The sequence below is a fragment of the Brevibacterium sp. LAARM3_SD1 genome (assembly GCF_057364765.1).
The window spans coordinates 157585-180766 of the sequence record NZ_JBNFOL010000001.1; the positions used below are offsets into that span (position 1 = coordinate 157585).

At 65.2% G+C, this 23182-nt stretch carries 23 protein-coding genes and 3 pseudogenes; 10 read left to right on the forward strand and 16 right to left on the reverse strand.

Annotated features, from left to right (window positions below):
* Positions 1-6: 6 nt before the first annotated feature.
* Together AC2W7L_RS00705 and AC2W7L_RS00710 are read right to left on the reverse strand one after the other, a co-directional pair.
* Positions 7-1149, reverse strand: a complete 1143-nt coding sequence (locus AC2W7L_RS00705) for an ABC transporter permease (protein ID WP_265418575.1) — start codon at positions 1147-1149, stop codon at positions 7-9.
* Positions 1146-2033: an ABC transporter ATP-binding protein gene (locus AC2W7L_RS00710; RefSeq protein ID WP_265418574.1), complete on the reverse strand. Its 888-nt coding sequence runs from the start codon at positions 2031-2033 to the stop codon at positions 1146-1148. Before AC2W7L_RS00710 ends, AC2W7L_RS00705 begins: the two co-directional genes overlap by 4 nt.
* Positions 2034-2211: 178 nt before the next feature.
* Between AC2W7L_RS00710 and AC2W7L_RS00715 the strand changes: the two genes are divergently transcribed.
* Complete coding sequence (locus tag AC2W7L_RS00715; protein ID WP_265418573.1) at positions 2212-2718, forward strand: DinB family protein; 507 nt, start codon at positions 2212-2214, stop codon at positions 2716-2718.
* Positions 2719-2796: 78 nt separating this feature from the next.
* Here the strand turns inward: AC2W7L_RS00715 and AC2W7L_RS00720 are convergent, their stop codons facing one another.
* The 4 genes from AC2W7L_RS00720 to AC2W7L_RS00735 all read right to left on the reverse strand — a co-directional run bounded on the left by AC2W7L_RS00720 (position 2797) and on the right by AC2W7L_RS00735 (position 6059).
* Positions 2797-3453, reverse strand: coding sequence for a response regulator (locus tag AC2W7L_RS00720; RefSeq protein ID WP_265418572.1), 657 nt, complete (start codon positions 3451-3453; stop codon positions 2797-2799).
* A 309-nt stretch (positions 3454-3762) separates the two neighbouring features.
* Entirely contained in the window at positions 3763-4857 is a 1095-nt protein-coding gene (locus AC2W7L_RS00725) for a sensor histidine kinase (protein ID WP_486002819.1), read from the reverse strand.
* A gap of 208 nt (positions 4858-5065) precedes the next feature.
* Entirely contained in the window at positions 5066-5569 is a 504-nt protein-coding gene (locus AC2W7L_RS00730) for a class I SAM-dependent methyltransferase (protein WP_486002820.1), read from the reverse strand.
* 43 nt (positions 5570-5612) lie between these two features.
* Positions 5613-6059, reverse strand: coding sequence for an anti-sigma factor domain-containing protein (locus tag AC2W7L_RS00735; protein WP_486002821.1), 447 nt, complete (start codon positions 6057-6059; stop codon positions 5613-5615).
* Positions 6060-6170: 111 nt separating this feature from the next.
* On the opposite strand from AC2W7L_RS00735, the gene AC2W7L_RS00740 reads away from it, so the two are divergent.
* Positions 6171-6377, forward strand: coding sequence for a hypothetical protein (locus AC2W7L_RS00740; RefSeq protein ID WP_486002822.1), 207 nt, complete (start codon positions 6171-6173; stop codon positions 6375-6377).
* A 118-nt stretch (positions 6378-6495) separates the two neighbouring features.
* On the opposite strand, the gene AC2W7L_RS00745 is transcribed toward AC2W7L_RS00740, so the two are convergent.
* From AC2W7L_RS00745 to AC2W7L_RS00755, 3 genes and pseudogenes are all read right to left on the reverse strand, one after another.
* Positions 6496-7071 carry a sigma-70 family RNA polymerase sigma factor gene (locus AC2W7L_RS00745; RefSeq protein WP_486002823.1) on the reverse strand — a complete coding sequence of 192 codons (576 nt, stop codon included), beginning with the start codon at positions 7069-7071 and terminating at the stop codon, positions 6496-6498.
* A 216-nt stretch (positions 7072-7287) separates the two neighbouring features.
* On the reverse strand, positions 7288-7980 hold the full coding sequence (locus AC2W7L_RS00750) for a fasciclin domain-containing protein (protein ID WP_486002824.1): 693 nt from the start codon (positions 7978-7980) through the stop codon (positions 7288-7290).
* Between the two features lie 161 nt (positions 7981-8141).
* Positions 8142-9739, reverse strand: a pseudogene (locus tag AC2W7L_RS00755) (molybdopterin-dependent oxidoreductase).
* A 99-nt stretch (positions 9740-9838) separates the two neighbouring features.
* Between AC2W7L_RS00755 and AC2W7L_RS00760 the strand changes: the two are divergent.
* Complete coding sequence (locus tag AC2W7L_RS00760; RefSeq protein WP_265418565.1) at positions 9839-10342, forward strand: OsmC family protein; 504 nt, start codon at positions 9839-9841, stop codon at positions 10340-10342.
* 69 nt (positions 10343-10411) lie between these two features.
* Here AC2W7L_RS00760 and AC2W7L_RS00765 read toward each other — a convergent pair whose 3' ends face one another.
* On the reverse strand, positions 10412-11284 hold the full coding sequence (locus AC2W7L_RS00765) for an alpha/beta fold hydrolase (RefSeq protein WP_265418564.1): 873 nt from the start codon (positions 11282-11284) through the stop codon (positions 10412-10414).
* 142 nt (positions 11285-11426) lie between these two features.
* Here AC2W7L_RS00765 and AC2W7L_RS00770 point away from each other — a divergent pair, with 142 nt between their 5' ends.
* The 3 genes and pseudogenes from AC2W7L_RS00770 (at position 11427) to AC2W7L_RS00780 (ending at position 13942) form a co-directional block, all read left to right on the forward strand.
* Complete coding sequence (locus AC2W7L_RS00770) at positions 11427-12113, forward strand: trimeric intracellular cation channel family protein (protein ID WP_486002869.1); 687 nt, start codon at positions 11427-11429, stop codon at positions 12111-12113.
* A 93-nt stretch (positions 12114-12206) separates the two neighbouring features.
* Positions 12207-13037: a hypothetical protein gene (locus AC2W7L_RS00775; RefSeq protein WP_410709184.1), complete on the forward strand. Its 831-nt coding sequence runs from the start codon at positions 12207-12209 to the stop codon at positions 13035-13037.
* 45 nt (positions 13038-13082) lie between these two features.
* Positions 13083-13942 (forward strand): annotated as a pseudogene (locus AC2W7L_RS00780) (PPK2 family polyphosphate kinase).
* Between the two features lie 64 nt (positions 13943-14006).
* Here the strand turns inward: AC2W7L_RS00780 and AC2W7L_RS00785 are convergent.
* Positions 14007-14429: an OsmC family protein gene (locus tag AC2W7L_RS00785; protein WP_486002825.1), complete on the reverse strand. Its 423-nt coding sequence runs from the start codon at positions 14427-14429 to the stop codon at positions 14007-14009.
* Between the two features lie 66 nt (positions 14430-14495).
* A complete protein-coding gene (locus tag AC2W7L_RS00790) occupies positions 14496-15065 on the reverse strand; it encodes a cysteine hydrolase family protein (protein ID WP_486002826.1) in 570 nt (189 codons plus the stop codon).
* Between the two features lie 94 nt (positions 15066-15159).
* Between AC2W7L_RS00790 and AC2W7L_RS00795 the strand changes: the two genes are divergently transcribed.
* Positions 15160-16443: an MFS transporter gene (locus AC2W7L_RS00795; protein ID WP_486002827.1), complete on the forward strand. Its 1284-nt coding sequence runs from the start codon at positions 15160-15162 to the stop codon at positions 16441-16443.
* 67 nt (positions 16444-16510) lie between these two features.
* A complete protein-coding gene (locus AC2W7L_RS00800; RefSeq protein ID WP_486002828.1) occupies positions 16511-17263 on the forward strand; it encodes an MOSC domain-containing protein in 753 nt (250 codons plus the stop codon).
* 75 nt (positions 17264-17338) lie between these two features.
* Here AC2W7L_RS00800 and AC2W7L_RS00805 read toward each other — a convergent pair whose 3' ends face one another.
* Positions 17339-18268, reverse strand: coding sequence for a kynureninase (locus tag AC2W7L_RS00805; protein ID WP_486002829.1), 930 nt, complete (start codon positions 18266-18268; stop codon positions 17339-17341).
* A 2-nt stretch (positions 18269-18270) separates the two neighbouring features.
* Positions 18271-18639 carry a hypothetical protein gene (locus tag AC2W7L_RS00810; RefSeq protein WP_486002830.1) on the reverse strand — a complete coding sequence of 123 codons (369 nt, stop codon included), beginning with the start codon at positions 18637-18639 and terminating at the stop codon, positions 18271-18273.
* Positions 18640-18886: 247 nt separating this feature from the next.
* On the opposite strand from AC2W7L_RS00810, the gene AC2W7L_RS00815 reads away from it, so the two are divergent.
* Positions 18887-19312 carry a VOC family protein gene (locus AC2W7L_RS00815; protein ID WP_486002831.1) on the forward strand — a complete coding sequence of 142 codons (426 nt, stop codon included), beginning with the start codon at positions 18887-18889 and terminating at the stop codon, positions 19310-19312.
* Position 19313: 1 nt separating this feature from the next.
* On the opposite strand, the pseudogene recQ reads toward AC2W7L_RS00815, so the two are convergent.
* Positions 19314-21148: pseudogene (gene recQ, locus AC2W7L_RS00820) on the reverse strand (DNA helicase RecQ).
* A gap of 89 nt (positions 21149-21237) precedes the next feature.
* A complete protein-coding gene (locus AC2W7L_RS00825; RefSeq protein WP_486002832.1) occupies positions 21238-22446 on the reverse strand; it encodes an MFS transporter in 1209 nt (402 codons plus the stop codon).
* A gap of 282 nt (positions 22447-22728) precedes the next feature.
* On the opposite strand from AC2W7L_RS00825, the gene AC2W7L_RS00830 reads away from it, so the two are divergent.
* Positions 22729-23115: a Rieske (2Fe-2S) protein gene (locus tag AC2W7L_RS00830; RefSeq protein ID WP_486002833.1), complete on the forward strand. Its 387-nt coding sequence runs from the start codon at positions 22729-22731 to the stop codon at positions 23113-23115.
* The last annotated feature ends 67 nt before the right edge of the window (positions 23116-23182 follow it).

The following is a 23182-nucleotide window of genomic DNA, read 5'->3' on the forward strand; positions in this document are numbered from 1 at the left end:
GCTCTGTCACCGCCTCAGCGCCTGCCCCCACGACAGCTTCGGACCCGACTTCAGGATCGAGCGCTCGAAGATCCTCGTGGCCAGCAGCAGCGCGAGCAACGTGGTGACGATGAGGATGAGCAGGGACACCAGCGGTTCCCACCATTCGATCGTGCCGAGAAAGACGCGCATCGGCACTGCCACCGCTGCCGAGAACGGAATGTAGGACAGCACCGCCATGACCGTTTCGTTCGAGGAGAAGATGATGACACCCATATAGGGCAGGAAGATGAGCATCATGATCGGCGTGCTGGTCGAGGGAAGGTCCTCGGTGCGCGAGACCATAGAGGCGGCGGCCGCATAGAGGGCGGCGACCATGACGAAGCCGACGATGAAGAGCGGGACGAACCAGGCGATCGGTTCGGCGACCTTGTCCAACACCATGTCGTTTCCGCTGATGGCGGCACCCGCGAGGACCGCGACCGCGGTGAGCCCGATCTGCGCGAAGGCGAGGATCGTACACGCGATGACCTTGCCGAACATGAGCACCCGTGCCGAGGTGGACGCGAGCAGGATCTCCACGATCCGCGACTGCTTCTCCTCCACCACGGACGAGGCGATCGTGTTCCCGAACGTCATCGCCGCCATGAAGAACACCAGACCGAGGCCGAGCCCGATGAAGTACGTGAGCGCCGGGTCCGGGGCATCGGGATCGAGGAGTTCGACCTCAGGAGTGAGACTGAGTGCGCCGATGAGCGATTCCGGTGCCGAACGCAGGGACAGCACCGCCACCCCGGTCGGCGAATCCTCCGATTCGACGACGGCGGATTCGACCTCCTCGGAGTTGATCAGGGCTTTTGCCTCGTCGACGTCATCCACTTCGACGGTCTCGATATCGTCGATCCCCTCGACGGCTTTCGCCCCCGCCGAGGTGACCGCCACCTTGTCCGTGGAGGAGAACAGTGAGGGCAGCGCTCCGGAGACCCCGACGAGTACGCCGAAGAGGACGATGCTCAGGATCGTCGAGACCATGAAAGCTTTCGACTTCAGCCTGACCATGATCTCGCGTTCGATGACGAGTCCGATCGCGGTGGTGAATCCGGCTCGGCTGCTGCCGGCGCGGGCTGCTTGAGTGCCGTCGGCGGCGGTGGTCGTTTCGGTGGTGCTCATGCCTGCGTGACCTCCTGGAAGAGACGGTTGAGGGCAACGTCGTGCGGAGCGAAGGACGACACCGAGGAGACGGTGAGCGCTTTGCGCAGGACCGCCTCGGCGGCATCGGCATTCGGGGCCGTGAACCGGACCCAATTGCCGTCGAGCTCGACGACGGAGATATCGGGCAGACCACGCACCCAGCCGAGGTCCGCATCCGTCTGCAGCGTCCACTCGGGCAGACTGCGCTGCCGGCGCAGTTCCGCGGTGGTGCCTGCTGCGACGAGGCGGCCGTCGTTGATGATGACGAGATCGTCGACGAGGCGTTCGACGAGGTCGAGCTGGTGGCTGGAGAAGAGCACTGGGGCGCCGGAGGAGGCGAAGGCGGTGAGGACGCCGAGGGTGCGTTCGACGGCAGCAGGATCGAGGCCGGAGAACGGTTCGTCGAGGACGAGGGCTTGCGGGTCGTGGATGAGCGCCGCAGCGATCTGGACCTTCTGCTGATTGCCGAGGCTGACCGATTCGAGAGTATCGGTGGGTTCGCCCTTGAGGTCGAGCTGCTCGAGAAGGTCGAGGCCGCGCTTCATCGCCGCTTGGCGGGTGAGGCCGTGGAAGCGGGCGAGGTAGACGAGCTGATCGATGATCGGCATCTTCGGGTAGAGACCTCGCTCCTCGGGCATGTAGCCGATCGCACTGCGGTGATGTGCCGTGATCGGATCACCGTCGACGAGGATGCGGCCGGAGTCCGCGGCGAGAACGCCGAGGAGGATCCGCATGGTCGTGGTCTTGCCCGAGCCGTTCGAGCCGACGAAGCCGGTCATCCGGCCGTCGCTGATGTCGAAGCTGAGGTCGTGCAGCACCTGCTTGTCGCCGAAGCTGCGGTTGATGTTCTCCAAGGTGATCATGCTTCAACGCTATGTGAGGCGCGGTGCGAGCGGATCAGTCTTGAGGGTGAATTCGGTACCCTGCGTGAGGGGGATCGCGGCTCTTCGCAATCGAGGGTGCAAATGGGGTCGGAAGGCGCCTGCGAAGAGTCCGAATATCCCCTGTTGCGTGGTTCGGTACGCGAGTATCATTCAGCCCATGACGAGACCGAGTGAGATCCTCGGCAGCGTAGTCGCCGCCAGTGAACGCGAGCAGCTTGAGACGTTCCTGGACTATCTGCGCGACGCCGTCGTGCGCAAAGTCAGCGGCGTCTCGGAAGAGGATGCCCGGCGCAGCCCGGTTCCGACCGGCACCAACCTCGGCGGCCTGATCAAACACCTTCGGTGGGTGGAAATTGGCGGGTTCGCCCAGCAGATCGGGCAGATCCCCGTAGCGGAACTGCCGACACCGCCGTGGACCGACGCAGACCCTGAGGCCGACCTGCGGTTGGAGCCGGACGAGAAGCTGGACGATGTCATCGGTGCCTACCAGGCGGAGTGCGACCGCTCCCGAGAGATCGCCGCCCAGCATAGCCTCGACTACTCTCCGCAGGGCTCGGAGCTGACGTTGCGGTGGGTGTACCTGCACGTGATCCTGGAGACCAGCCGGCACGCGGGACACGCGGACATCGTGCGCGAGATGATCGACCACACCGTTGGCGACTGACTGCTCGCCGCGCGGCGGCGGCATAGGGTGGCAGCGAGAGGGAGTAGCGACGGCGCCAACGGCAGTGGCGACCTCTGTCTAGCCCCCGACCTTCGCCACGCCGTTCTCGTACGCCCAGATCACTGCGTGGATGCGATCGCGGATGCCGAGTTTCGACAGCAGGTTCGACACGTGGGTCTTCACGGTCGCCTCACCGACGAAGAGGTTGTTGGCGATCTCGGAATTGCTGGCCCCGGTCGCCACCAATTGCAGAACCTCGAGCTCGCGGTCGGTGAGGTGGTCGAGCTCAGGAGCTGTCGGCGTCGCAGGTTCCGGGGTGGACACGGATCGTTCGATGACACGGCGAGTGACCTCGGGGGAGAGCAGGCCGTCTCCGGCGGCCAAGGCGGTCACTGCGTCGATGAGCTGCTCGGCCTCGGCGGTTTTGAGCAGAAAACCACTTGCGCCGGCATCGAGTGCACGAAACAGGAAGTCGTCGCGGTTGAAGGTCGTGAGCATAAGGACCGCTCCGGCAGCGCCGCGGCGGACGATCTCCTCTGTCGCCTCGAGCCCATCCATAACCGGCATCTGCACATCCATGCAGATGACATCGGGTGACAGCTCAAGTGCCCTGTCGATGGCGATCTGCCCGTTCTCGGCCTCGCCGACAACGGCGATCCCGTCCTCGCTTTCGAGGATCGTGCGGAAGCCGGTGCGGACCATGGACTGGTCGTCGACGAGAAGGACTCGGATCATATGGATGCCTTCGCAGAGGTGTCGGGGCGATTGTGGGTGACTGGGTCTGCAGTTCCAGAAGAAGCTGGGTCGTCCGGGCAGACAGTGCTGCGTGGATAGGGGATGCGAGCACGGACGAGCCAACCGCCGCGTGACTTCGGGCCCGCTTCGAGGCTGCCGCCGAGGGCGCTCATCCTCTCCCGCATACCGACGATGCCCAATCCCAGTCCTTCGCTCTGAGTTCGTCCCTCGGCTTCGGGCCGGGCACCAGCGGAAACAGACGTGGCCGCACCGCCTGCCGGGTGAGAATCACTGACTTCGACCTCGAGATCACTGCTGCCGTAGCGCAGCCGTACTTCCACCTCGGCGCCGCGCCGCGTAACGAGAACAATTGGTCAGAGATTCCTGAATGACGCGATAGATCGACATCTCGGTGATCGGAGTGAGGGGGCGAGGTTCCCCGATCGTCGCGTACTCGACAGTTTGGTCGAATCGTCGGGCCGATTCGATGAGTTCCGGAAGATCGCCGAGGCTGGGGTTGCCTTTCGTCGACGCCGCCGTCGCATCTCCGGCCGGGTGGTCCGCTGCCTGTCCTTCCTGAGCAGACGCATTGTCCTTGGTGGCGGTGTCGTCGGTCGACGAGTCCGTGTCACGCAGTGTGTAGACGAGGGCGCGGAGTTCGTCGACGGTCTCGCGGGTCGAGGATTCGATGACCTGGAGCGATTCCTTGGCCTTGGCGGGGTTCTTCTCAATGCTGCGACGTGCGGCAGCGGCGTGGATTCCGACCCCGGCGATATGGTGGGCGACTCCATCGTGGAGTTCCCGCGCGATGCGGACGCGTTCGAGGTCGAGAGCCTGCCGAGTCAGCTGCTGCTCCTGTTCACGGACCTCTTCGTTGGCCGCGCGAAGCTCGGCCATGAGTTTCCGTTGCTTCCATGCGCGGTTGCCGAAGAGCCATGCTCCACCGAAGAACGCGACGTTCGTCAAGAAAGACACTCCACCGGACGCAGCGAACTGCAGAAGGGTGAAGTCGCCGAGAGCCCGATACTGGACGGTCAGCGACACCGTGAAGAGGATCGCCATGCCGATGCACAGCAGCAAGCGCGACCAGAAGGCGACCTTGCGGCTGCGCTGCCACTGTCCGATCGAATAGATTCCCATGAACAGGACGATCTGGGAGACGCCGATTTCCATGGCGCTGTTGACTAGTGCTACCGAGTAGACGAGGCAGATTGCAAATGCGCTCTGAGTCGGAAACCGGCGCCGATACAACAAGGGTGCGGTGAGGAGGACGGATGCGAGGCAGCAAGCCCACAGAGGTGCCTTCAGAACCTGAATGCTGGAGGCGCTGTAGAGCACTGCGAAGAGCATTGACGACACGGCCAGGCCAATGACGATGTAGACATCGCTCTTGGTGGTTCGCACAGGTGCCTGATCCTCCGTCATCCTTCCAGCTTAGACAGTGCCGTGCCCGGCCGGTATCCGCCGCAGTGGGGAATTCGCGATGCAGTCCTCCCACCGCTGGTGGAGGAGGGGAGCCGACGATATCAGCGCTGCTTCTCGGCGACGACGACGGCCAGATCCCGGTGCTGCCAGTGCACGTGGGTGGTCAGTCCTGCCTCGGCGAGCCAGGTCAGCTGCTCATCGAGCGAACTGGGGGTGTCGTCGATCCAGTCGATCGGGGTGACGACGTCCGCTGGGTCGGCGGGTACGACGAGATCACCGAGGACGAACCTCCCGCCGGCTCGAGCACCGACGCGATGCGGACGAAGAGGTCGGCCTTGCCGGGGCCGTCGAGATGATGGACGGAGAGCGTCGACATGACCAGGTCGAACGGCCCCTTCGGCAATGATTCTTCGAGGCGGCCCAGCTGCAACCGGGTGCGTTCCGGGTCAAGGGTCGACTCGGCAGCGGAGAGCATCTCGGAACTCGCGTCGATGCCGAGCAGCTCGGCCTCCGGGAGTGCCTCGAGGACGCGCTGTGCTGTCAGTCCGCTGCCGACGCCCAGATCGAGGATTGACCTCGGTGCCCCGGTGGCCGCCGCAGCTGCCACCTCGGTCTGCAGGCGCGGGTAATCGGGGATCTCCTCGGCCATGAGCGCCAGGTAGGTCTCCGGATCCCACTCGAAATCGGACATGTCAGCTCCTTCGCCGGTGCGACGAAGCCTACTCCTCGCGGCCCTACAGGTCGATGGCGACGATCGGATCCGTGGTCGGCTGCTTCGAACCGCCCTCGGGTTCGACGGTGATACCGAAGACGCTGCCGTCGGTGAACTTTTCGCCGGTGATGGTCACCGGCTCATCCGCCATCAGGCCGGCGTTTTCCGGGCCGTCGGCACCGATGACCCACATCTGCATCGACTTTCCGGCCGGTGGCTGTCCGATGTCTTTGGGGCTGAGGCGGATGAGCTGCTCGCTCTCGGAAGAGAGAACAGTGACAGAGCCGCCCTCGGGCAGCTTCTCGGTGTGCGTACGCAGATCACTGGCCTCCATGAGACGGGCAGAATCATCCAACTGCTGCTGAGTCGCGGCCAGCTCCTCTTCCAGAGCGTTCTGCCGCTGTTGCTGCTGCCAGAGGGTCCCGCCGAGACCGGCGGCGACAACGATCGCGCCGCGGCCGCGACCCACGGCAACCAGGAGATGCGGCGAGGCTGTGGATCTCCTGCGCCTTCAGCGCGGGGGTCGGGCCTGCGTGCCTCTCGATGGTCGCTCAGCGACGTCGGTGCCGGCTGAGGATCGTTGGAGGCATCAGCGGCGATGGGCGGAGCCGAGGTCTCACCGGCCGGTGGGGCCTTCGCCTCGGCGGCTGACGACGTCTCCGGAGCCGGTTCCTGTGCCGGCTCCTGGGCGTGGTTCTCGGGGATCGACAGAATCGCCTCACGAGTCGAGGAGCTGACCTCGACTGGTTCATCGGACTCGGCTGCTTCGGCCATGACGTCGGAATAGGAAGCGACCTCGGCGCGGAAGTCGGCATCGGACTCGGCAAGTGCCTGAGCCTCGGCGAGCTCGGAGTCGCTCAGCCCGCCCAAGGCCAGGCCGGCGGCCAGATAATCACGATCGGTGCTCATCGACTCGCCTCCAACTCGTCTCGCAGCTTCTTCATTCCGTCTCTGATCCGTGACTTGATGGTACCCAGCGGCACCTTGAGATCCTCCGAGATCTGAGCGTGGGTCAGACCCTGATAGAAGGCCATGACGATCGGCGTGCTCTGTTCCTCGGGGAGGATCTTCAACGCGGAGACCGTGCGGTCCGACTCCGCCCGATCGATCACGGTCTGCTCGACTCCCTCAGCCGCCTCGGCGGAGGTGCGCAGCCCGTCGGCGAAGTCACGGTCCTGCTGGGACTGAACGCTGCGCACACAGTCGATGGCCCGTCTGCGACACAGGGTGACCAGCCATGCCCTGCCCGTTCCGCGGGCCGGGTCGAAGCCCGAACACCGCGTCCACACCTCGGTGAAGCATTCCTGCAGGACCTCCTCGGCGAGTGATCGGCTCTTGACGATCCGGAGGATCACGGCCATGAGGATGCGCGATTGGGTGGTGAACAGTTCTTCGAATGCTGACCGGTCACCCTCGGCGATGCGGATCAGCAGGGCACCGCCGGGATCGGCGGAATCCGCCGGCTGGTGATCAGAACTCATTGCCCAATCATGCCATGCATGCAGAAACCGATCACACCTTTCCCAGGTGAGCGAGTCGAGCGGGGTGGGAGCGTGTGCAGCAGAGACGGTCAGTCGACGTTCGCCTGAAGCCGCACGAACCGGCGAGGAACCGAAAGCGGCCGGGAGCCGATCCTGTTGCTGCTGATCGGTTCCCGGCCACTGCATCGTGGTGTTCTCTCGCTGTGGACTCTCCGGTCACTTCTTCGGCATCATCACGGCGTCGACCATGTAGACCGTGGCGTTGGCAGTCTTGACTCCGCCGCAGACCAGTCCGGCATCGTCGAACTTCATGTCTTCGCCCTCACCGGAGATCTTCACCTTCGAACCTTCGACGGTCTCGTGTTCACCGGCGATCTCATCGGGGGAGAGCTGTCCGGGGATGACGTGGTAGGTCAGGACCTTCGTCAGCTGGTCCGAGTCCTTGGCCAGGGTGTCGAGGTCGTCCTTCGGCACATCGGCGAAGGCGTCGTCGATCGGGGCGATGACGGTGAACTCGTCGCCGTTGAGGGTGTCGACGAGGTCGACATCGGGATTGAGCTTGCCCGAGACCGCCTTGGTCAGGGTCGTGAGCATCGGGTTGTTCGAGGCGGCAGTGGCCACCGGGTCCTGGCCCATGCCCTCGACAGAACCGGCCCCGTCCGGGTTCGCCTCCGCGTAAGCCGAGCAGCCCTTGCCGACGAGGTCGGAATCGGCCATGGAGGAGTCGCCGGACTCGTCGGGCATCTCGGACTCGCCCGAGTCAGCGGGCTGAGATTCGGAGCTGCCCGATTCCGAACCGGACTCATCCCCGCCGGAACCGGAATCCATTCCGCAGCCGCTCAGAGCCAACAGGCCGATGGCGCCGGCCGAGAGGATGGTGGCGGTGCGTGTGCGAAGCAGTGTCTTCATTGTTCTTCTCCTAATCAACAGTGATGCGTATTCGCGCACAGCTGTGAAGTGATCTCCATTGCTCGCTGTGTACTGGGTATTCGGTGCGGTGCCCGGTTCGGATGGGTGGATGGGGAAGAAATGTTGAGAATCTTTTCGCCGAGGCGGCTCCGGAAGGACCGTCATTCGACGCGGAATTGGATGTGGTGGTGCCCGGTGGCCGAGTTCGGGATCGAATCCCGACGTTTCGCTGTCTGCACTGTGCCGTCCTTGTCCGTGGCACGCACGGTGAGGGTATGTGACCCCGCGGCCACCTCGGCGAATTCGGTCCGCCACTGTCGCCAGGTGTCGATCGTGACCTCCTCGGCCAGATCCGCCTGCGTCCATTCGCCGTCGTCGAGCTTGACCTCGACGCGGTCGATCCCTGCACGCTGCGCCCAGGCGGTGCCGCCGACTCGGATGTCCCCAGCAGGGACCTTGGCCAGCGGCTTGGGGACCTCGATGCGCGAAGCGACGAGGATGGGGGCCTTGGCATCCCACCCGCGGTCGGTCCAGTAGGCGGTCTTCTCATCGAAGCGGGTGACCTCGAGTTCGGTCACCCATTTCGTCGCGGAAACGAAGCCGTAGAGCCCGGGAACGACGAGGCGGGCGGGGAAGCCGTGGATCGGGGTGAGCGGTTCGCCGTTCATTCCCACCGCCAGGAGGGCGGCGCGGTCATCGGTCAGTGCACCGATCGGGGTCGAGGCGGTGAATCCATCGAAGGAGTGGGAGAGGACCATATCGGCTTGCGAGTTCGGGCGTGCTCGGGCGAGGAGATCACGCACGGGATATCCGAGCCAGGTCGCGTTTCCGACGAGTCCCCGCCGACGGGATTGGACACGCAGGTGAGCGTGATGTGGTGTTCTTCCTGCGGCAGGTCGAGGACGTCGTCCATCGTCAGGGTCACCTCCTCTTCGACCATGCCGTGGATGCGCAGGGACCACTGTTCCGGGTCGATGACCGGTGGTGAGAGCACCGTGTCGATGCGGTAGAAGTCCTTCGCTTCGGTGACGAAGGGGACCGTGCCGTCGAGGTCGGTGCTCGCGGCGGCGGGAATCGCGGCCGCCTTCTTCGCAGGGGTGGGCAGAACCAGTTTGGCGATCGCGGCTCCGGCGTCCTGTGTCAGCGAGACAACGGTCTGACCGGCGGCGATGGTGACGGCCCCGATGGCGCCGATGGCTCCGGCCAGGCCGAAGAAGCGGCGGCGACTCAGCGGATCCGACGGCTGGGAGCCGCGGGCGATACTGGGGGCGATATCGGGACGGTCGGTCGCCTCGGCGTGGGTTGCCGGTACCCCGAAGCGCAGCAGAAGTAGGAAGACCGCGACACCCGCCGCAATGCCGATGAGCGTGGGAATGACGTCGATGGCACCCGCTTCGGGGCGGATGATGATGACGATGACTGGGACGAGCCCGGCGACGACCAGCAGTGTCGTGGCCAGACGCCGGCGGGAAACCGCCAGGGCTCCGATGAGACCGGCGAGGACGATCGCACCGAGGCCGGTGGAGAGGACGAGGACGAGTTTGTCGTTGTCGCCGAACAGGGCGATGACGGGTTTGATCGCCGCCGGGGGAGCCAGTGGGATGATCGCCTGACCGAGGGTGAGCAGGGGTGCGGCGCTCGGGGTGAAGGCACGCGCGATGAGGTCTGCGAGACCGAACATCATGACTGTGGCGACGATGCCTGCCACGACGCCGCGGAAACGGTGGGTTGCACGGGTTGTCCGATTCATAGTGATCATTCGGAGCCGCCGGGACGGCGGATGGGTCTGCGGGTTTTGTTACTGACCATTCACTGAAACGCCGGTGACCTTGTTGCGTGCCTGTCGTAGCATGGTGCAATGACTGAGAAACCCGGATACGCCCAGCCGCAGGCTCCGACCGGAGACGCGGATGAGCCGAAGAGCCCGAGTGCGCCGATCTACACCGCAAAGGTCGAGAACCTCGGCGGCACCTCGGGCGAGGTGCGCGTCGAAGACGGCCAGACCCTGTCCACCGCCCCGACCTCACGGGTCGTAGAGGGCAACAACCCGGAACAGTTCCTCGCCATGGCCTGGTCGACCTGCCTCGGCGAGACGCTCAAGGTCGTCCTCGCGGTCAATGAGATCGAGGCGCTCTCACGCGTGCGCGTCGAAGTCGAGCTGCACAACGAACCCTCCGGCAACGGCTTCTACTTCGCTCCGAAGGCGTTCATCTCCATCGAAGGGGTCTCGGACACCGACGCCGAGAAGTACGCTGCCCGCGCCCACGCTCGCTGCCCCATCTCCAAACTGCTCATGGGCAAGGGCAATCCGGTCGTCGAGATCGAACCCTACAAGAACCCGGACAACTTCCAGCTCAGCTGAATCGGCTGAGCAGAGAACGAGAGGCCCCGACTGTCACGGGTCGGGGCCTCTTCAGTTCGCACTCGCGCTTTACCTGTCGGACTCCGCGGCAACGTCGGCGGCGATCTGCGCCAACTGCACGGCCGCCTCGGCGGGGTGGATCAGCCATCCCACGTGGGACGACGCGAGCGTGCGCACCCGGTAGGGATTGTCCGGGGTGAGCGCATCACCTTCGCGGATGAGGCGATCCTGCATCGCGGTCGGCACGCTCCGATCCTCGCCGAGGCGGACGAACGTACGCGGAATCGTCCCCCACGTGCCCGCCTGCGCCCGGTGTTCGGGCCCTCCCGCGTCGAGGTTCTCATCCGGCTGCAGTGAGTTCAGGAAGATGCGGAATTCGTCATCGCTGACGTCGGCGCAGAAGAGTGCTTTCAGGCCGTCGAGGACCTCAAGGTCGGCCTGGCGGAAATTGCAGCGCAACAGTCCCAGCTGCCCGGGATCACCGGCCAGGGCCCGGGCGAGAGCCGCATTGTCGACGGTCTTCATTTCGGGTTCGGCATTGTATTCGGCGGCCGGGAGGTCCACCGGTGCCCATGCGGAGACATAGACCATGTGGTCGATGAGCTCCGGATGCGCATTCGCCAAGGCGGTCAATGTGGCCCCGCCGCGGCTGTGGGCGACGATGACCACCGGTCCGTGCTCCTTGGCACGGGCGGCCGCCTCGGTGAGAGCCCGGACATTGTCGTCGACGGTCACACCCCTGATCGATCCCGGCTCCGAGGTGAACTGGGCAAGGTCCTGAGGCGCCTGATATCCGAGCGGGAAGGTGGCGGCGAAACCGTGACCCGGCAGGTCAACCGCAGCCGAGCGAACTGCGTGGAAGGCGAGTTCGGCCTGCAGCGGGGCGAAAGAGAAGGAAGTGGCGAAAGCGCCGTGGACGAGGATGAGCGTCGGCTGCGTCATCTCCTCAGCCTAGCGGCCGCCTCGGCGATGGGGAACGGAACACCAGACAAATGGCTCACGGGATGTCGAAGCGGATTACAGTGGCTGGTAGGACGCTCGGCACCGGGCCGGGCACGGAGCGACGAGATGAGCCGAGGTGGAGATGAACTTGCAGGAGTTCCTGTTCCTCGCCCTCGACCTCACCGGCACTTTCGTCTTCGCAGCCTCCGGAGTGCTGCTGGCCGCGCGACGCAATTTCGACATCACCGGCGGGTTGGTGCTGGGCACGATGACGGGCATCGGCGGAGGCATGATCCGCGATGTGCTCCTCGACCGGGTGCCCAACGCCATCGGCCAACCGATCTACCTCGCCCCGCCGGTGATCGCGACCCTGCTCATCTACATCATCGGCTCCCACATCTCTCGGGCCCGGATCTGGATCGTCGCCTTCGACGCGATGGGCCTCGGCCTCTTCAGCGTCACCGGTACGACGATCGCGCTCGCCGCCGGGACGAACTATCCGGCGGCGCTGCTCATGGGTGCGCTGACCGCGTGCGGCGGAGGGCTCATGCGCGATGCCGTGGCCAGTGAGGATCCGGCGATCTTCCGCGGCACCGACCTCTACCTCATCCCCGCCCTGTTCGGATCGGGGCTGACGATCATCGCCGAGGTGACCGGACTGTTGGGTGCCATCGCCTCACTCATCATCGCGGCCGCCGCTTTCGGCTTCCGCATGCTCGCGTGGAAGCTGCAGTGGCGGGTGCCGCAGCCGATGCGGCAATGGTCGTACCGGGACACCGGACAGCGCGTGAAGAAGAAGCTGCCGTCGGTGTTCCGGAAACCGGATTGAGGACGTCGTGTCTCGCTTCGTCGAAATCAGCGGTGTCGAGGCTGACACATCGCTGCCTGTATGGGGCGCCTGTGGGTGTGCGACGATGAAATCATGAGTGAGACACCGCCCGGACCGCCGCCACCGGGGCCACTTCCGTTGCATGAGGAGAAACCGGTTCCGACATGGACGCGTGACTTTGTGCGCGTCCTCGGGGTCTCGTTGTTCGGGGCACTGTTCTTCACCTTCTTCATCTGGCTCGCCTCGACGGGGCTGATGGTCAGCAACAACTTCGACATCATCGAAGCGGATGCGATGTGGATGGGAATCTGTGCCGCAGGCCTCGCCTTCTTCTTCCCGTTCCTGTTCATGGAGCACAAACGACCGGATGACGGGTTCCGGCGTGAGGGTCTCATTCCGCTGATTCTCCTCGGCGTGGTCGCCTCCGCAGTGATCGTCTCCCTGGTGGCGCTGGTCTGGCCGTTCTTTCTCGGCGTGCGGGCCGTTCCCGGAACGGTTGCCGCGGAACTCAATGCCGATCCGGCGAGCTTCTTCCTCGTTCTGCTCTTCTTCATCGGCGGCATGGCGTGGAGCACGTGCATGATGATGCCGATGATGATCGGCGGCTACAAAGTCGCGCTGTGGCTGCTGCTGCCGTATCTCGGATTTGCCTTCCTCATCTTCTTCGCCGGTGTGCACGTCTTTGAGAACCCGCCGAGCCTGCTTGTCACGATGATCTGGGTGGCCGTGGCGCTGTCCGGTCTGGCGGTGCTGACGGCGCTCGCGGCTCTGCGCAATGTCATTGACAAGCCGAAGCCGCAGATGACTGCGAGCGAACGCGATGCGGCCTACCAGGGGTACCTTGCGGACAGGCGTCGGCGCGGACTGACGAATGAGAATCCGCTGCCGGGTATCGACGGACCTCAGCAGCCGCCTCGGCGGTGAGTTGTCGGTATAGACGCGGCCCTTCCCACCTGGAAAGATGAACGCATGAGTGAGCCGACGAGCAACTGGACGACCGATCCTGCACCACTACTGCGCGCTGGGGAGGGATTCCGCCTCGGCGAGGTCGATCCCGAATCCACCCCCGGCTACGACGGGGACAAGAAGAGCGGGAAGAAAGATCTCGTAGCGCTGTCTGCTGAGCTCAACGACCTGCAGGAGCGCCTCTTCGCCGCCCACCACGACGAGGACTCCGGTCCCGCCGTCCTCCTCGTCCTGCAAGCCATGGACACGGCGGGCAAAGGCGGAATCGTCCGCCACGTCGTCGGAGCCGTCGATCCGCAGGGTGTCGAGCTCGCCGCCTTCAAGAAACCGACTGAAGAGGAACTCGCCCACGACTTCCTTTGGCGCATCCGACCGCGCGTGCCCGGGCCCGGCATGATCGGAGTCTTCGACCGCTCACACTACGAGGATGTGCTCATCGGCCGCGTTCGTGAACTCGCCGACGAGACCGAGATCGAGCGCCGCTACACCGCCATCAACGACTTCGAAGCTGAACTGATCGCGGCGGGAGTGCGGATCGTCAAGGTCATGCTCCACATCTCTCCGGACGAGCAGAAAGAGCGTCTGGCCGAACGCCTCGAACGGCCGGACAAGTACTGGAAGTACAACCCGGGTGACGTCGACGAACGACTCCTGTGGCCGGATTACATGGACGCCTATCAGGCCGTTTTCGACCGCACCTCCACCGAGGCGACCCCGTGGTTCGTCGTGCCCGCGAACCGGAATGGTACGCCCGGCTGGCCGTGCAGCGGCTGCTGCTCGATGCCCTGGTCGACATCGACCCGCAGTGGCCGGCCGCCGATTTCGACGTCGAGGTCGAGAAGAAGCGGCTCGCCGAAAGCTGAGGGTCACGTCCGTACGGAACGGCGGTCCGCCTCGGCGAAGGATCTGCCGTGACGAATCGCGACGTCAGCCGCGACGGATGCTGAAGTCGACCTTCGTGGGGTGTTCGACGGTGCGGGAGACAGTGCAGTACTTGTCATGGGAGAGCCCGACGAGGCGTTCGATGCGGGCATCGGCCTTTCGGCCCTCCTCGTCGTCGGGGAACGCGAGGTCGAAGTCGAGGTGGACGTTGTCCACACGAGAGGCTCCGTCTTCGTCGATCTTGTCCGCGGTCGCGGAGACGTCGAACTTCGTGGGTTCGGTGTGACGGCTGGTGACGGTGTCGACGTCGATCGACGAGCAGCCGGCAACGGCGGCCAGCAGCAGTTCGACGGGGGTCATGAGGCCTTCGCCGCGGCCGAATTCGATGCTTGCTCCGCTCGGGGCGGTGGCGCGGTAGTGGTTTTCGGCGATGCGGGTCAGTTCGATGCTGCGGATGTCTTCGCTCATGCCCTAATGATGGCAGATTCCGGGGCCATCGGAGTGGGTCTCCGGGGTTATCGGGATGGGTGGCGGTCACGGTTTGGCGAAGTCGACCTCACTCGATTCCTGCACGCGTGCCTGCCTGCCGGGACCGGATTCGAACTGCCAGTACAGGTTCGTGTGGGAGACGACCTGCTCCGGTGGGGGAGCGCCCCATTCGGTGAGATCCTCGGTGGTGTGGGCGTCGGTGACGAGGGTGACGTCGTAGCCGCGGGCGAAGCCGCCGTGGATGGTCGAGCGCACGCAGGCATCCGATTGGGCGCCGGTGACGACGAGGTGGCCGACGTCCTTTCCGGCGAGCACCTCCTCGAAGTCCGTGCCCTCGAATGTATTGCCGTGGGTCTTCTCGATGATCGCTTCGCCCTCAGCGGGGGAGAGCGTGTCGACGATCTGCCATTGCGGGGAATCGATCGGCAGCTCACCGGAGCTGTGCCGGACCCAGACCACCTCAGTGCCGGTGTTCCGGGCACGGTCGACGAGATGGGAGATCGTGGAAATGACCGATTCGGAGTTCCAACTGGCTTGCATGACGCCGTTTTGGACGTCGATGACGACAAGGGCGGAGTTCGGGCGGGTGGACGTCGGCGGTTGAGCTGTGGACATAAGATCCTCCTTGATCAAGGATCATTGTCCTCGCCTCGATCCCAGCAGACAAGAGGTCGGTGCCGGTCCGTTCCGCCGGTGTGAGAATGGGGGAGTGAGCGATTTCTCCGAGGACATCGGCGGTGCCGCCGGTCCGCGCCGTTTCAGCGTGCTTCGCAGTTGGAAGACTGCGCCCTATCTGATCGGATCGGGCACGGCGATGATGGGCGACAATATCGAGCACGTCATCACCTATTGGGTGCTGTGGCAGAAGTTCGAATCCCCGGCGCTCGTCGGATTCCAGCTCATCAGCCACTGGCTGCCCTTCCTGCTCCTGTCCGTCTATGCCGGGTCTCTGGCCGAACGCTTCGACTGCCGCCGCCTCATCCAGATCGGACAGATCATGTTCATGGTCGTGTCCCTGTGTTGGGGGATCCTCTTCCTCACGGACTCTCTGCAGCTGTGGCAGGCCTGCGTGCTGCTCGTCATCCATGGCGTTGCCGGATGTCTGTGGGGTCCTGCCGAGCAGATGATGCTCCATGACTTCGTCGATCGGAAGGAGCTGCCGAGCGCTGTCCGGCTCAATGCGACGTTCCGCAGCCTCGGCATCCTCTTCGGTCCCGTCGTCGGTTCCGCTCTGCTGCTCGGGGTCGGTGCCACGTGGGGCATCTTCATCAACATCGTCTTCTATCTGCCGCTGACGATCTTCCTCATTCGCACCCCCTTCACCGGGCATCTGCGCAGCGGAGGAGTGCGCACCGCGCGGACGACTCTCATCCAGTCGCTGCGGGTGCTCATCGACGTCCGCCACAATCGCGCGATCGTCGGCATGCTGTTGCTGGCCGCGCTCGCCTCGACGACGATCGGGGCGGTGCTGCAGACGGCGATGCCGGTGTTCGGCGACATCCTCAATCCGGTCGGCGGGGACAGTGACTTCACCTATGGCGTGCTGCTCTTCGCCATGGGTGCAGGAGGGGTGCTCGGGGGCTTCGGGCTTGAGGCGACCGGGTGGATCAAGGCCGTTCCGGCTGCCGCGGCACTGGCCGCCGCGGCGATGGGCATCAGCTCTCTGTTCTTCGCCCTGACCTCGCACCTGTGGCTGGCCGTCATCATGCTCGTCATCGCCGGAGTCTCGAAGATCACCGCCGAGTCGACCGAGATGGCGATCATCCAACTCGAAGCGCCGCCGGAGATCCGCGGCCGCGTCATCGGCTCCTATGCGACGTTCGGGCCGGGGATGCAGACCTTCTCCGGAGTCACCGTGGGAGTGCTCGGCGCGATCGCCACGATTCCCGGAGCCGTTATCATCGGCGGCACGGTCCTGGCCATCGGAGCGGTGGCCATCGGCACCTACGCCATCACAGGAAGGCGCAACCCCCATGCCCCAATTGCTACCTGACGGGGGCGCAGCAACCTGGCGCCAGGTATCTGGGCCGCCGTCACCTGCTTCTGCGCGGGAATTCGGTGTGCCATCGCTCGGGTTCGCCCACGTCAAAGGCACACGACACGAGGCTCGACCGAGCGCAGCCGTCGACGTTCACGGACCGGTCGGCGATCGTGAGTTCTGCTTCGTCGATGTCGAACGACGACAGGTGCTCAAGACCGTGCAGAATCCTCGGCTCATCCGCATGACCACCTCACTCGTCGACGACATTTTGACGATCACCCTGCCCGACGGGCGCTCTGCCACCGGGGTGCCAGCCGGCTCGGGTGAGCGCCTGACCTGCAATTACTGGAAGCGACCGATCGACCTCGAACTCACTGACGGTCCGCATTCGGCGCTCGCCTCCGAGTGGCTGGGAAAGCCGGTGCGGCTGGCCCGCGCATATCGTGGAGACGTGATCTACGGAGCTGGCCTGTCGATCGTCACGACTGCGTCGATGAGGGAACTCGCCGAACAGTCCGGACACCACGATCTGCTTGATGAGGCCGCCCGCTTCCGTGCCACCCTCGTCCTCGACACGGACGAACCCTTCATCGAAGAAACCTGGCGAGGCCGGGACGTGACGGTGAACGTGCCGAACTCCGCCGCGCTGCGTGTGCGAATCGGGGATCCGATCGCGCGGTGTGCTGTCCTCGATCTCGACCCGATCACTGGGGAGCGGGGCAGCAATCTGCTCAAGACGCTTGTCGCCAACCGCCGGCGAAATGAGGCGGGTGAACCGTACTTCGGCGTCAACGCCGAGATCATCGAAACTTCTGCTGCTCCGGACACCTGAGCGGCCACGTCCCAATGCAGGTGACGGCGGCCCAGATACCTCGCGCCAGGTTGCTGCGCCGACGCCAGGTAGCAATTAGGTGACGGCGCCGCGAACCTTGTGCGCCGGGGTGTCCCAGAGTCGGTTGTCGAGGATGTCGCGCAGGGCCTCGACGGTGTCCCACACCTCGGTGAACCCGATGTAGAGCGGGGTCAATCCGAACCGCAGCACCTCCGGCTCGCGGTAGTCGCCGATGATTCCGCGTTCGATGAGCGCGCTCATCACCGCGAATCCCTCGGGGTGGGTGATCGAGACCTGGGATCCGCGATGGGCGTGTTCACGTGGGGTGACGACCTCGACCGGGTGATCGGCCAATCGCTCATCGACGAGGTCGATGAACAGGTCCGACAGGGCCAGGGACTTCTCCCGGATCTGTTCCATGTCCACCCGCGAGTGGATGTCGAGGCCGAGCTCTGCCACGGACATCGACAGGATTCCCTGCGTTCCGGTGAGGTAGCGGCGGATACCGTCGGCCGGCCGGTAGTCCGGGGCCATATCGAAGGGCTGCGCATGCGACCACCACCCCGACAGAGGTTGGCTGAATCGGTTCTGCAGCGCCTCGGCGACCCAGATGAATGCGGGAGACCCGGGTCCGCCGTTGAGGAACTTGTACGTGCAGCCGATCGCCATGTCCGCCCCGGCTCCGGCCAGATCGATGGGCAGAGCACCGGCCGAATGGCACAGGTCCCAGATGACCATGGCTCCGCCGGAATGGATCGCCGAGGTGGTCGTGCCCATATCGAAGAGCCGACCGGTCCGGTAGTTCACATGGGTGAGGACGACGAGGGCCACCTCGTCGGACATCGTGGTCGGGAACCCTGCGGTGACTTCCTCATCGTCGACGAGGCGGACCTCGTATCCGTCGCCGAGCTGCTCGGCCAATCCTTCGAGCATGTAGATATCGGAGGGAAAGTTCTCCCGCTGGGTGAGGATGACCCGCCGGTCCGAGGAGTCCTCGGCCTGCATCTTCAGCGCCGCCGAGGCGCCTTGAACAGATTGATCGACGTCGTGTCCGTGACGACGGTCGACCCGGCCCCGCCGCCGACGATCCCGGCGACCTTCTCACCCAGCTTTGCCGGCAGATCCCACCAGCCGGCGGTGTTCCATGACCCGATGAGGCCTCTGCCCCATTCGTCGGCGATGACTTCCTGGGCGCGTTTGACCGAGCCCTTTGTGCGGGGGCCGAGAGAGTTTCCGTCGAGGTAGATCGTGCCTTCCGGGAGCAGGAACTCCTCGCGGAAATTGCGCAGAGGATCGTTCGCATCGCGTCGTTCGCAGTCCGCGCGGGTGATTGCCGTTGGATTCGCCGAGGTGGCTGTCTGGTCAGGGGTCGTCATCGTCGCCTTCCACGTGGTGAGGGAACCGGTGGGTTCGTCCGCAACCCAGGCTACCGCCTCAGGACTACCCGACGGCGGCCCAGCAACCTCGCGCCAGGTTGCTGAGCCGCCGTCGGGTAGCAAATGGGTGTTGACAGGGGGTCTGGGCGCGGTAAGAATCGAATTCCCACCGTCCAGCCGTCCGGCTGTCGTGGACCGTCCGGTGTCGCGTCTCCCGATCCGTCGCCGTCACTGCAAGGGAGCAGTCATGACCCAGATCTTCGTCAACCTTCCGACCACCGACCTCGAGCGTGCCAAGACCTTCTACCAGTCCATCGGCGCCGAGGTGGTGCCCGAGTTCACCGATGACAATGCGTCGTGCATCAGATGGACCGACGACATCTTCTTCATGATCCTCACCCGGGACTACCTCGCCACTTTCACGGACAAACCGATTGCCGACCCGCACACCACAGCTCAGGCGCTCACTGCCCTCAGCCGCGAATCCCGCGACGAGGTCGACGCGATGCGCGCCTCGATCCTCGACGCCGGTGGTGGGGAGAACAAGGAACCGCAGGATCTCGGGTTCATGTACGGCATCAGCATGGCCGACCCCGACGGCAACATCCTCGAGTTCATGTGGATGGACCCGACGGCAGCCGAACAGGGCCTCGAGGCCTTCGCCGAAGGCTGAGTCAGCCAGCGTGCGCGGCGAGCACTTCGAGCACGGAATCGCCATAGCGGTCGAGCTTCTTCAAGCCCACACCGCTGACCTGGCCGAGTTCGCTGATCGTCGTCGGTTTGACCTCGACGATGCCGTAGAGCGTGGCATCGGGGAACACGACGTAGGCGGGCACACCCTGCTCCTTCGCCTGCTCTCCGCGCCAGGAGCGCAGGGCCTCGAACAGGGAGGCATCGGCGGGGTCGAGCTCGACCTCGGGGCCGCCTCGACGACGGGATCCGGCCTTCTTCGCCCCTGCCTTCTTCACCGGGTCGACGCGCAGTGAGATCTCCTCTTCTCCGCGCAGGACGGGGCCGGCGGCCTCACCGATCACGAGCACCCCGTAATCACCGTGGGATTCGAGGAGTCCGCGGGCGAGCACCTGGCGGATGACGGTCTTCCACTGACTCTCGGACAGGTCTTCGCCGACGCCCCAGACGCTCAGGCTCTCATGGTCCGAGGCTCGGGACCGGTCGTTGTGGTTGCCACGCAGCACGTCGATGACCTGGCCCGATCCGAAACGCTGCCCGCGTTCTCGGTCGAGTCGGATGACGGCCGAGAGCAGCTTCTGCACGGCGACGGTGGCGTCCCAGGTCACCGGGGGTGTCATGCAGGTGTCGCAGTTGCCGCACGGTGCGGATTCCTCGTCGAAGTAGCGCAGCAGCTGGACGCGTCGGCAGTCGACGGTCTCGCAGAGGGCGAGCATCGAATCGAGGTGGCTCATCTGACGGCGTTTGAACACCTGGTCGCCCTCGCCGGATTCGATGAGGCGGCGTTGGGAGACGACATCGCCGAGTCCGTAGACCATCCACGCATCCGCGGGCAGTCCGTCACGGCCGGCGCGACCGGTCTCCTGGTAGTAACCTTCGACCGACCGTGGCAGGTCGAGGTGGGCGACGAAGCGGACATCGGGTTTGTCGATGCCCATGCCGAAGGCGATCGTGGCGACCATGACGATGCCGTCTTCGCGGAGGAATCTCGCCTGGTTCTCCGCGCGCACCTCACCGGGCAGCCCTGCGTGATAGGGCAGAGCGGTGATGCCGCGAGCTGCCAGCGCTTCGGCCAGCTGGTCGACACCGCGGCGGGACAGACAGTAGACGATGCCCGAGTCGCCGGAGTGTTCGGTGGTGATGAAGTTCAGCAGCTGTGACCTCGCCGAGGCCTTCGGTTCGATCCGATAGGTGATATTCGGTCGGTCGAAGCTCGCGACGAAGTGCTCGGCATCCTGGAGGTGGAGGCGCTCGGTGAGTTCGGCATGGGTGGCCGGGGTGGCCGTGGCGGTCAGGGCGATGCGGGGAACATCGGGGAATCGTTCGGCCAGAACGCCGAGCCCCAGGTAGTCGCTGCGGAAGTCATGGCCCCATTGAGACACGCAGTGGGCCTCGTCGATGGCGAACAGGGAGGTCTGCGCCTGTTCGAGCAGCCGCATCGTCCTCGGTAGGACGAGACGTTCGGGCGCGAGGTAGAGCAGGTCGATCTCACCGGCGAGCATCTGCTGTTCGACCTGCTGCGCGGTATCGAAATCGAGGGATGAGTTGAGGTAGGCCGCCCGCACACCGAGGTTCTCCAAGGCTGCGACCTGATCGGCCATGAGCGCGATGAGTGGAGAGATGACCACACCGGTACCGGCCTGACCAGGGCAGGGATCTGATAGCACAAGGACTTTCCGCCGCCGGTGGGCATGAGCACGACCGCATCCCCGCCGCCGACGACCTGGTCGACGATGGCCGCCTGCTGACCACGGAACTCCTCATAGCCGAAGACATCGTGGAGGACATCGAGGGCGGAGGTCGTGGCTGCGGAGGTCATGGCACCCACCCTAGTTCACGTCACTGACCCGAACCTTCGCACCGCACGACCGCAGCCCCGCACGGCCCCGCCCCCCGGGAGCTCTGGCCCTACTGCACTGAGAACCTCCGGGCCGCCACGAGTCCAAACACACACACGACGGCCACCGCGACGGCGAAGACGACGGTCGCATTCGCCAGTCCCACCTCGGCGGCGAGGAATCCGGCACCGATCGCCGGCACCGATATGAACACGTACGCGAGGATGAAGTACGAGGTGGTCGCCTCGGTGCGGTGTTCTGGCGCGGTCACCGCGGTGATCGCACGCATCCCGGTCATGAACACGAGCCCCTGCCCGGCACCGGCCAACGCTGCGGAGGCGATGAGCACCGGCAGCGACCCCGCCATGAGCGCGCATACGAGAGCACCCATGCTCACGATCATGGTCACGGTCCCGCCGATGATGAGCCGACGGTCGCTCAACCCGCGCAGCAGCACCTGCGCCGTCGCCGAGGCGCCGAAGAGGAGGAACACGACGGCGCCCGTGACCGCGGTCGACGTCACGTGCAGGGTCTGACCGATGAAGCTCGGCGCGATCGCCGAATACAGCCCGCACACCGCGAAGCCGGTGATCGCCCCAGGTGAGGCGGCTAGGAACATGCGCTTCGCCGAGGCGGGAATCCCCGGCAGCTGCAACCGCACAGCCGTCGCCCCGCCGCGCGTCCGGTCCCGCACGAAGATGAGCGCCAAGCCTGCGATGACGAGCATGAGCGCGTTGACGAGGAACGGCGTGAGCAGGGGAGCGGGGGCGAAGCGGGCGAGCAGTCCGGAGGACAGGATCCCGAGTCCCAGCCCGCCCATATTCGCCGCCGTGGCCAAGGATCCCGCGAGTCGTTCGCGCCCGGCGGGCGCGTTCTCGAGCACGGTGACGGTGGCGGTCGACGTGAAGATCCCCGCGGCCAGACCGGACAGGACTCGGCCGGTCAGCAGCAGGCCGATGTGGGATCCGATGAGGAAGAGCACCGCCGAGGCGATCGAGAAGATCACCCCGAGGCTGAGCACCGGCCGTCGCCCCAGTCCCTCGGAGAGCCGACCGAAGATGATGAGCGCGCCGATGACCCCGACCGTGTAGATCGCGAAGAGCTGAGTGGTGAATGCGGTGCCGAACCCGAACCGCTCCTCATAGAGCGGGTAGAGGGGCGTCGGCAGGGTGGTGCCCATCATGACGACGGTGAATACGTACACCGAGGCGGCCAGGCCCCATCCCGTCGCGACGCGCGGATCCGGGCGCCGCTGGTGAGCTGCCGTCTCGTCGGCCACTGCCGCACCCCTTTTCCGTTTGAAATCGTCCCTCGCCGAGGCGGCCCACCGCACCCATCGCCCCGATCGTCCGAGGAGCGGTCCGGTGCCATTCGATGCTGACAGGTACCTGCAGGCGGTGAACCGACTGCGATTGTACGCTGGAACTTACGAGTCCATGTCTGTTGGCGGCATGGCGGATTGTGCGCACCCGCGAGAAGGAGCAGATTCCGATGACGACGACCCCGAACAGCCCCGCCGAAGCCGACTCGACCGCACCGGCGGACCCGACCCGGCGCGGTGATGAAGACAGCGGGCGTGGCCGGAACGGTTGCGGTCATCGGCGGCTCGGTGGCGGCCACCTCGGCGTGTTCGTCCGACGAGGATGCGGAGCCGACGAAGGACTCGAGCCTGCCGGCCTCCGACGTTCCCGTCGGTTCCGGCACCGTCATCGAGGACACCTACGTGATCACTCAGCCGAAGGAAGGCGAGTTCTTCGCGTTCTCATCGGTGTGCACCCACCAGGGCTGCCAGGTCACTCGTATCACCGAGGAGGCCATCATCTGCCCGTGTCATTCCTCGAACTTCTCGGTGACAACCGGCGAGGTGATCTCCGGTCCGGCCGAGGAGCCGCTGCCGAAGTACGAGGTCTCCGAAAGCGGCGGCACACTGACCGTCAAGGGGCAGTAGGGCACGTAGAGACCGACTCAGGCCGGCGCCGCCTTCGCAGCCCGCCGTGGTCGGCCGTTCGCGGAGC